At 58.0% G+C, this 9,875-nt stretch carries 8 protein-coding genes; all 8 read left to right on the top strand.

Annotated features, from left to right (window positions below; translation table 11 throughout):
* Positions 1 to 55 precede the first annotated feature (55 nt).
* Positions 56 to 1,195 carry a tyrosine-type recombinase/integrase gene (locus tag P775_RS19905; protein ID WP_245875780.1) on the top strand — a complete coding sequence of 380 codons (1,140 nt, stop codon included), beginning with the start codon at positions 56 to 58 and terminating at the stop codon, positions 1,193 to 1,195.
* Positions 1,196 to 1,612: 417 nt separating this feature from the next.
* Positions 1,613 to 2,494 carry a recombinase family protein gene (locus tag P775_RS19900; protein WP_099912633.1) on the top strand — a complete coding sequence of 294 codons (882 nt, stop codon included), beginning with the start codon at positions 1,613 to 1,615 and terminating at the stop codon, positions 2,492 to 2,494.
* A 119-nt stretch (positions 2,495 to 2,613) separates the two neighbouring features.
* Entirely contained in the window at positions 2,614 to 3,777 is a 1,164-nt protein-coding gene (locus P775_RS19895; protein WP_099912632.1) for an ATP-binding protein, read from the top strand.
* 779 nt (positions 3,778 to 4,556) lie between these two features.
* Positions 4,557 to 5,912 (top strand): ParA family protein, encoded by a 1,356-nt coding sequence (locus P775_RS19885; protein ID WP_012187063.1) that lies wholly within the window; start codon positions 4,557 to 4,559, stop codon positions 5,910 to 5,912.
* Positions 5,909 to 6,931, top strand: coding sequence for a ParB N-terminal domain-containing protein (locus P775_RS19880; protein WP_099912631.1), 1,023 nt, complete (start codon positions 5,909 to 5,911; stop codon positions 6,929 to 6,931). The genes P775_RS19885 and P775_RS19880 overlap by 4 nt, the downstream gene beginning before the upstream one ends.
* Before the next feature lie 227 nt (positions 6,932 to 7,158).
* Positions 7,159 to 8,439: a plasmid replication protein RepC gene (gene repC / locus P775_RS19875; protein ID WP_099912630.1), complete on the top strand. Its 1,281-nt coding sequence runs from the start codon at positions 7,159 to 7,161 to the stop codon at positions 8,437 to 8,439.
* 366 nt (positions 8,440 to 8,805) lie between these two features.
* Positions 8,806 to 9,291, top strand: a complete 486-nt coding sequence (locus tag P775_RS19870; RefSeq protein ID WP_099912629.1) for a hypothetical protein — start codon at positions 8,806 to 8,808, stop codon at positions 9,289 to 9,291.
* A gap of 40 nt (positions 9,292 to 9,331) precedes the next feature.
* Positions 9,332 to 9,875 (top strand): ArdC-like ssDNA-binding domain-containing protein (locus P775_RS19865; RefSeq protein ID WP_143520950.1); only part of this gene is annotated, 544 nt, incomplete at its 3' end.

Raw genomic sequence — 9,875 nt, 5'->3', positions numbered from 1 at the left:
GCTCTATGTCCAATAACCTTGCGTTATCGGACGTAAAAATGATATGCTCAAAAACATGGGTAGTCTCACAAATAGCAGCACCAAAATCGAGGGTTCGGGCGGGTCAGAGTCCGAGATTTCGAGCTCAGCGTCCTATGACTCGTTGAACGGTGACGAACACGACGAGAGAACCTCTCGGGACCGAGCCTCAATCGCCCTGCCCGCCAATGTGGCCAGTTCCGGCGCGCTCGACCGGCTGATCGATACCGCCCGGGACTACGCTGAGGCCTCGACGGCTGGGAACACGAACAAGGCCTACGCGGCCGACTGGAAACACTTCACCCGCTGGTGCCGACTGAAAGGCACGGAACCTCTGCCCCCCTCGCCCGAGATGGTCGGGCTTTATCTGGCTGATCTGGCTGCACCGGGTGGGAAGGCCCCTGCCCTCTCGGTTTCCACGATTGAGCGTCGTCTTTCGGGGCTTGCCTGGAACTACAGGCAGCGCGGGTTCACTCTTGATCGCAAGAACCGCCACATCGCCACGGTTTTGGCCGGGATCAAACGCAAGCATGCGCGCCCGCCGGTCCAGAAGGAAGCGATCCTGCCTGAGGACATCCAGGCAATGGTGGCCGCCCTGCCCTACGATCTCCGCGGGCTCCGAGACCGGGCGATCTTGCTTCTGGGCTATGCAGGTGGCCTGCGCCGTTCGGAGGTGGTCTGCCTCGATGTGCACAAGGACGATACACCGGACTCCGGCGGCTGGGTCGAGGTCTTCGATGGCGGCGCCCTGCTTACCCTCAATGCCAAGACCGGCTGGCGCGAGGTCGAGGTCGGGCGTGGCTCAAGCGACCAGACCTGTCCCGTCCACGCGCTGGAACAATGGCTACACTTTGCCAAGATCGACTTTGGCCCGGTCTTCGTGCGCACCTCACGGGACGGCAAACGTGCCCTCGTGACCCGCCTTTCCGATAAGCACGTCGCCCGGCTGATCAAGGCGACCGTTCTGAAGAGTGGCGTCAGATCTGATCTGCCAGAGGCAAAACGGCTGGCAATGTTCTCCGGCCATTCCTTACGTGCCGGGCTCGCCTCGTCGGCGGAAGTCGATGAACGCTACGTGCAGAAACAGCTCGGCCATGCGTCCGCCGAGATGACCCGGCGCTACCAGCGCAGGCGCGACAGGTTCAGGGTGAACCTGACCAAAGCCGCAGGGCTGTGAAGCTCGGGAAACTTGGCGCACTGGTGAAGCGCTAAGCTGAAATTCCAACGCTTCAGTTTCAGCTTACTGCTTCAATTGAAATCGGGAATTAAACGCGACAACAGGTCGTCTTCAGACGTCTTTTCAAGCCCCTCCGATTCCGTAAGAGGATCGTCAAAACCATCATACTGTATAGATGCTTGAGGCTTCATATGTGCAAAATACAGCGATTTTGCATTTTACCCAAGGGTTTTCCGAGCGGGTGCCCACTCACCTTATATAACACGCGCGTGGGACGGTCTGCGAGAACTCTCGGATCACGCTCAGCGTATGGAAACCAAGGGGTTTCGGGTGAACAGCGCCATAGAGCACGCTCTTGCATCTGTTTACAAACGGTCGTTTAGTAATGATATACGAAACTGCAAAAGGCCTGTTTTGATGCCATTGATAGGCTACGCGCGCGTTTCAACAGAGGATCAAACCCCCCTGCCCCAGTCGCAGGCCCTGAAATCTGCTGGTTGCGCCGAGATCCATGAAGAACAGGCCTCGGGCGGCAATCGTGCGCGACCGGTGCTTGCGCGGGTGCTGGAACGCGTATCCAAGGGCGACACGCTGGTCGTCGTGCGGATCGACCGCCTTGCGCGATCCCTGTCGCATCTGCTGGAGGTGATCGAACGGCTGGAGGCCAAGGGGGCGTTCTTTCGTTCCATTCAGGACCCGATCGACACTGGATCCCCGCAAGGCAAGTTCACGCTGCAGGTTCTGGGCGCCGCGGCCGAGTTCGAGCGGGCGCTGATCCGCGAACGTACCAAGGCGGGGCTGGCGAGCGCCCGTACCAAGGGCCGGGTCGGCGGGAACCCTGGACTGCGGGCCAAAGATCCTGCCGCTCTTCGTAAGGTGCGGTTGGCGCGACAGGACGGCTACATGGAGCGTCTGAACGAGACGGCACAAGATTGGGTGCCCCATGTGCGTCGGTTGCGCCCCGACTTGGCCTGGGAAGACGTTGTGCGCATCATCAACGGCCCCTTGCCTGAGGCGCGTCGCTGGACCCAAAGCCGTCTCTTGCGCGCTGTGAACGCCTACGTCCGCGATGGGTTCCTCCCCGCGACCGTGCTTGATCGCGCGGGCCCGCGTGCGCGAGATGATCGCCTGCCCGCCATCGTCGCGGGTATCAAGGGCGCCGATCCCGACATTACGCTTCAGGCCATCTGCGCCCGCTTGGAGAACATGCGTGAGCGCACACCCCGCGGCCGGACAAGCTGGCAGCCATCATCAGTGAAGATGTTGCTGGAGCGGGCGAAGCGGCTTGGGATACTATGAGTGAGTTTTGACGCTAAGCCTGTTCGTCACATCAGGCGACATCTCCAATTGAGTGGCAACTTTACCCGCTAAGCAGTTTATCCTTGCAAATCTTCCAGCGTGTGGAGTAATTGCAAGGTATGTATAAGCGCCAAACTCATCACTTTGTGCAATCCGCGCTCGAGAGCCAAGCTGCTGTTGTCCTCCTCGGCCCCCGGCAGGTTGGGAAAACCACGCTCGCTCTAGACATCGCTTCGGAGCAACCATCGGTATACCTTGATCTAGAACGAGATGCGGACAGGCAGATCCTGACCGAACCGGATCTATATCTGGATGAACAGGCGGGAAAACTCGTCATCCTCGATGAGGTGCAGCAGATGCCTGGCCTGTTCAAGAGCCTGCGTGGTCAGATCGACCAGCGCAGGCGGGCCGGTTTTCGAGCGGGCCAGTTTCTGCTCTTGGGATCAGCCTCCAACGTCCTACTCCAACAGTCGGCAGAATCCCTTGCTGGACGTGTCAGGTATATCGAAATGCCCCCTCTACAGCTTACCGAGGTGGGGGCTGATCAGTTGAATGCGCTCTGGCTGCGTGGTGGCTTTCCTGACAGCTTCATGGCTTCAAGCGATCAAGCCAGCATGGATTGGCGTCTGGATTTTCTGCGTACATATCTGGAACGTGACATCCCTGCCCTCGGACCGCGTATTCCAGCCACAACCTTGCGGCGCTTCTGGACAATGCTTGCGCATGTGCAAGGTAGTCTATTGAACGCTGCAGCCCTCGCCGAGGGGCTGGGCGTCTCCGGCCAAACGATTGGACGCTACCTCGATCTGCTCGTTGATCTCATGCTGGTGCGGCGACTGCAGCCCTGGCATGAGAATGTCGGCAAGCGTTTGGTGAAATCGCCAAAGGTTTATGTCCGCGACAGCGGGGTCGTGCATGCCCTGTTAAGCATTGGGACAATCGAGGGCTTGCTCGGGCACCCCGTCGTTGGCGGCAGTTGGGAGGGGTTCTGTATCGAGGCCCTTCTTGCCGCTGCACCAACCGGCACCGAACCCTTCTTCTATCGCACTTCTGCCGGAGCTGAACTTGACTTGGTCCTTCGCCTGCCTGGGGGCGACATCTGGGCCGTTGAGATCAAGCGCACGACTGCGCCAAAGGTCTCGCGCGGGTTCTATGTGGGCGCGGAAGACATCAAGGCCAGCCGGAAGCTGTTGATCTACGCCGGAGAGCATGACGTCCCCGTGGCCGAAGGCGTTCGTGCAATGCCTCTTGAGCAAGGGATCGGGCTGTTGAGAGCACTATAGCGCAACGCTTGTTGCGCGCGTGCACGAGAGTAAGGGGTCTACTTGTTTTGTTCAGTTTTAAGTACGCCGCGCATTTCCCTGTGGCATTTTTTCCGGTCCCCGCAGGTCTCCCGGTGCGTACCGGTTGCATGGAATGCACATCGCAGCGGCCGCCCCGTCTACAACGGCTGTGGCCCATCTTCCTCCCCTACCCTTCTATGCGGCGCTTCGCATCCAGCGTGGTCAGGCCTTGGTCAACCGCGCAGCTACCCTTCGGGCTGCATCAGTTTCACAAGCGCCGACAATGAAACCGCCAAAAGCTTCGGCTCAATCTCCATCTTGACCTCCGACCTGGAAATTACCATCGAACCCGTCGCGAGGTCGAACAGGACGGCCTTCGCGCAACGCGTCGCCGGACGCTCCCCGTGAGGCAAGCTGACCGAGTGCGGCGGCATCTAGAAGATTCAGAAAGGGGAGACCGGCGCTGGCTACTTCACGGTGAGCATCTGTGATCACGGCTTCAACGCAAACATGGGCAAAGCCACCAACTAGGACGGTCATCTCCTGGGGTCCGAAAGACGCGGCGTGAAACATGCATGGTTGATCGGCTTCGCTCTCGTCAGCCGACTTAAACTCCAATCTTGAACGCGTTCAAGATTGGAGTTTCTGGAGCCACTGAGCCTCAAAATAAGCGCCTGAAACCTATAGGCGCGTGGTATCTTTATCTTTTACTCAGAACCGTGCTACCATTGAAGCAGAATCGAGTCGAACTCGGACCCAACCGAAGTCAGGGCTTATAAATGAGCGGTAGTTTAGAACAGTTTTTGACGGATCTGTCACGTGGGCTTGAGCGCACGATGGTGGCAGTGAACAAGGAACTCACCTTGCGTCAGCGCATCAAGCGAACCTGGTCCATGCGCCAGTGCGCTAGGTTTCTCAATGTGAGTATTCAGTATCTGACCAAGTTCGCCAATTCGAGCGATGACTTTCCCGCAGGAGAATATGTTGGAAGAGAGCGTGTTTTCACGCTTTCAGAATTGATGCACATGCGGGCCCTTCTGGCAGCCTCGGCAAAGCGGCCGTACGACTACCTGGCCTGGCGGAAGCCTGACGCACCTTTGCCCGTCATCTCGTTTGCAAGCCAGAAAGGCGGGACCGCCAAAAGTCTGAGCGCCGCGCATTTTGCCCAGTATCTCAGCTTGCACTACGGCATGCGTGTCGGTGTTATGGATGCTGACCCGCAAAGTACAATAACGCTCTACTTCGTCGGGGGAGAGGGCCTTCCCCAAATGCCCGACGAAAACACCGCCTCCATGGTGGACTTTGCTGGACTCTTTCAGTCGGAAGACGCGCCATATACCGACCACGATGCGCAAACGCTCGATAGCTTCCTTCTCAAGACCTCCTGGCCAGGCCTGCGTCTGCTTCCAGCTCACGGCGAAACATCCGAGGGTGAGATCCAGATTGCGCGGCTTGTCCGCGAAGCCCCCGCCGGAAAGAGCTTTTACCGCTACCTACGCGATGCCATCGACCGCTGGAAAGCGGGCCACCCACCGAAAACGCTACCCAACGAATTGGTAGTCGACGGCAAGGTCGACCAGGAGCGGCTCGACACCGCACTAGCGGAGACGCTGGATGTCATCATCATCGACTATCAACCCGCGCTCACACTGTTCCAGTTGAATAACGTGATTGCGTCTACTTCGCTGGTCATACCGCAAACCATGAAGGGGTTCGACATTGCGACGTTGTCGACCTTTGTGACTGGCCTGCTTGGGATGCTTCAGCACATCCTGGCCCATGAAAGGATCGAGATCGGAACCGGTGCGAACATGCTGTTGCCAACGATCGTTCAACGGTCCAATGCGCAGGATCTTAACCACATCGGAAACCTGCTAGAACATTGCCCCACGGAGATTCTGCCCGTGTTTTATTTGCGTTCCGACGCGATCTCGAACGCTTCGGACGTCTATCAGTCCGTATACGAATACGAGCCAGACACGCCGGGAAAGCGCAAGGGGATCAACCGGTTCATCACGAATGCCGACGCCGTGAACGACGCCATAATATCGCGACTCTGGCCAGGACTCGAACGTGGCTACGCCAATACTTGGATGGACGAATTCTATGAAGATGACGGCGAGGGTGAAGCATGAAACGCAGTATTCCAAGGTCGCTGGTCAGCAAGGCTACCAATCTCGATACAAACAAGGAACGTGCGAGCGGCTCCGAAGGCAGGACAGAATCGAGTGATGCTGTTTCGACTCCTTTCAAGGGGGCCGGCAGTGCCTGGAAATCAGGAGCGCTTGCGCAGTCGCAAGCTGCAGTAGAGCGAAGCAGAGCCGAGCTTTGTTTGGATATCCTCAACGGTCGCCATGAGATAAGCCTGTCGCCAGATCAAATCTCCGATCCAATGGGAACCGACCGCCGACAAGACTGGATGTCCCAGGAAGCCTTCAGGTCTTTGGTAAACAGCATCGCTTCGAACGGGCAGGACACGCCCATTCTAGTGTGGCCGGGGGATCCGGATTGGCAGCCGGATCCGTTGGACCCGTCGAATATCGCGGGGGTTCCATTCGTGATGCTGACAGGACGCCGCCGACTGGCTGCCGCGTCAGAGCTCGGTGTACCCCTTCGTGCAATACTTGCTCCGCCTGACGCGCGAAACGCTGAGAACAGCAAGTTTGAAATGTTGTTTCTGCGGTTTCGCGAGAATGAGGAGCGCGAGAATCTCAGCCCTTTTGAGCGATTGGTTTCGATTGGTGAAATGTATGAGACGCTGGCTTCTGGCGAAGAGAAACTGACAGCTGTGGCCTTCGCCAAGAAAATTGGTGTGCATGAGAGCCTAGTCTCGCGAGCACGGTCCGTTTTCGCTGCGCAGGATCAAATCTTGAACACGTTCAAGAACGTCTACGACATGAGCTTTCGCGATTTACAGGGTGCCATAGCGAGCTTGGAGAGAACGAACAAAGCCAAGCCAAAACCAAAGACAAAGCCCCAAAAACTCACCGTAAAGCGCAAGGTGGGCAACCGAAATCTTTCGGTCACTTCCGTCGATGGAAACCTATCAATCAAGGTTGCAGGAGTGCCGATTGACCAAGAGCGTCTCGAAAAGCTTGGAGACTTAGTCGCAAGCTATTTGAACGTCGAAGACGCGGAGAAGGATACCGACTGAAGACAGCGTTGGTGAGATGTTCTTCGGAACGATGAGGCAAGGAGCAAAAAAGGAACGACAAGTGAATTAACGGCAAAAGAAAAGCCCCCAAGCGGTGTGGCCTGAGAGCTGATCTTAATGGTTTGGTCACCTTCAAGATAAGTCTCACAGGATTCACTGTCAACGACGAACGCTTCTGAGCGAACGGCTTTCTTTTGCCTCCACACAACCGGAGGTGAGATACAGGCATGAAACATACAGGTTGGCGCAAGCCGACACCGGGTCTTGGGGTTGCTGAGCAGCTTGCCCAAGCCGGTGAACGGGTAGCAGTACCCAAGACGCGGGCATTTGTCGCGCTCAAGCGCGTTGGAGCGCATATCGGTCTGAAGGCCGGCGACATGATGCTCCTCGATACACTGGGGGCCTTCACGCAGGCCCAGGACTGGGAGGAGGGGCAGCGCCCGATCGTCTGGGCCTCTAACGCCTATCTGATGGAACAGACCGGCTTCTCTCTGTCGGCACTGAAGCGTCATGCGCGGCGTCTGGCAGAGAACGGTGTGATCTCTTTCCAGGATAGCCCGAATGGCAAACGGTGGGGCCGCAGAGACGCTGAGGGGCGTATCGTCGAGGCCTACGGCTTCGATCTGTCGCCGCTTTCGGCTCGAGTCGAGGAGTTTGAAGAGCTGCAGGCCGAGTTGCAGGCCGAGCGCGAGCTCTGCCAGCGCTTGAAGCGTCAGATCACGGTTGCGCGCCGGATGATCCGCGCGCGGATCGAGGCGGCGGTAAGCGGCGCGTTGCGCGGGCCCTGGACGCAATTCACGGGTCTCTTCGAGGAGCTTCTGGACCGACTTCCGCGCCGCCATCAAGCCTCTGAACAACTGGAGCGACTACTGGCGTGGTTCAAGGAACTTCAGGAACGAGTCGAGGCGGCCTATCTCAAGGCGACTGGTGCGATAAACCCTGTGGAAAACACCGACAAAAATGACGCCCAAGTTATGAAGAAGACTCAAGAAATGAACCCCAGGGAGGTCATTCCTGAACCTCATATACCAATTACAAATCAACTTATTCCTGTAATAAGTAATTCCTCTGAAAAAGAGGAAGCGGCGGATGTCGTGCCCAATGCACGACCCGAGGAGCGGGTTGATGGGGAACTGGAAGACTGGGTTGCAGAGGTGCGCAAGAAGCGAACCGCGCTTGACCTACCAACAATCATGCAGGCCTGTCCAGAGTTCGCGTCCTGGGCGCGTAATATGGGCGGATTCCTGAAGGATTGGGGCGATCTGCATCGGGTTGCCGGGCAACTCAGGCCGATGATCGGGATTTCGGAGCATGCTTGGAACGTGGCTCAGGACCGAATGGGCACTCAGGTGGCCACGGCTGCGTTTGCACTTGTGTTCGAGAAGCACAGCGCGGGCGAGGTTGCCTCACCAGGCGGATATCTGCGCGGCATGGTCGAGAAAGCCGGGGCAGGGGAGCTGCATCTTGAGCGTAGCTTTTATGGCAGGCTCAGCGGGCAAGCGGCGTAAGAGGGTAAGATTAAAAGATGTTCCGCATCCGCAGATGTAGGCAGGGCTGTAGAAAAATATCTTGCCGATCTGCTGATCTGCTGATCTGCTAAATATCTGCCAAGTAACGATAATTTAGCAACTTGTGCAAGATTTTGCCGATTCCCGTTGCCGATTTTGCGTCCCCAGATGCCTCTGCTGTTCCAAATCAATGGCTTCGACAAAAACGCAGGCATGGCGCGGTGTGGTGAGGATCCGCTGAAATTGGCCAGGACAGGGTCAATGCCCGAAAAAAGTGAAAGTGTCCTTCGGGTTTTGTGACTGACGGATGAGAGCCTTTGGGGTCCCTCAGATGGGTCCGGGCCGGATTCCGGTCTGTCTTTCCTCATGAAGGGCATTCCCATGCAAACAGGTGTCTTGCGCGTGTTGCGCGCGACCGCTGCTTCGTGGTGGCGACACAAGGAACTGCACCGAACCGGCCAGTCACTGCTGGCACAGCGGCTCGAACGCGAGGCCGTCCTGCGTGATCTTGGCTATCTCAGGCAGGCGGCGACGCTGCCGAATGCCCATGTGATCTGCGGAGACGGCGGCACGTTCATCCATCTCGGTTGGTCCACCGTCTCGACCCTCGCGCCGATCGAGCGCTTTCCCTTGGCCACTCTTGCGGTCGCACGAGGGACCCCGTTCATCGATACCCGGCCCATCACCAATGTCATCGCCTTCGCGAACCTACCGCGGGTGGCGCGGGACGGATCGGACGACTCTGAACTCTGGGGCCTTGGCAGGTCCGTCTCGCTGACCACCTACATCGACACGATCGAAGCCCTCGGTGCCAGGATCATCAACGATCCACGGCCCCGTCAGTCAACCTGATCACCATTCCCTCTCACCAAAACTCGAAAGGAGGCCAGCCATGGCCCGATCCCGCACGCCCAAATTCGATGCCTCCGAGGTCATCACGAACGAAATCATCCGTATCATCGAGCGCGGCGTCCTGCCGTGGCGCAAGCCCTGGACCGCAGGTGGCAGTTCTCGCCCCCTGCGCGTGGGCGGCGAACCCTACCAGGGAGTGAACAACTTTCTGCTGACGATGCGGACCGTGATGGCGGGCCACAGCTCTCCCTTCTGGATGACGTTGCCGCAAGCCAATGCGTTGGATGCAAAGGTCCGCAAGGGCGAGAAGTCCTCTGTCGTTGTCTATTACGGTCAAAGCCGGAAGGACGCGGGCGGCGAGGACGACCGCAGCGATGGCGATGATCGCTCCGAGGACGCCCGCATCTTCCGCTTTCAGAAATCCTACCGCGTGTTCAATGCCTGCCAGATTGAGGGCCTGCCCGACAGTTTCTACCCCGACCCGGAGCCAGCACCTGAACATCCCCCGTCCGAGCCCATCCCGCACATGCAGGCGTTTTTCGATGCCATCGACATCACAACCGTCTTCACGGGCACGGAGGCGT

Origin of the sequence: Puniceibacterium antarcticum (assembly GCF_002760615.1) — a bacterium.
In the GTDB taxonomy this organism is placed as follows: Bacteria; Pseudomonadota; Alphaproteobacteria; order Rhodobacterales; family Rhodobacteraceae; genus Puniceibacterium; species Puniceibacterium antarcticum.
This window is presented reverse-complemented; position numbering and strand designations above follow the sequence as displayed.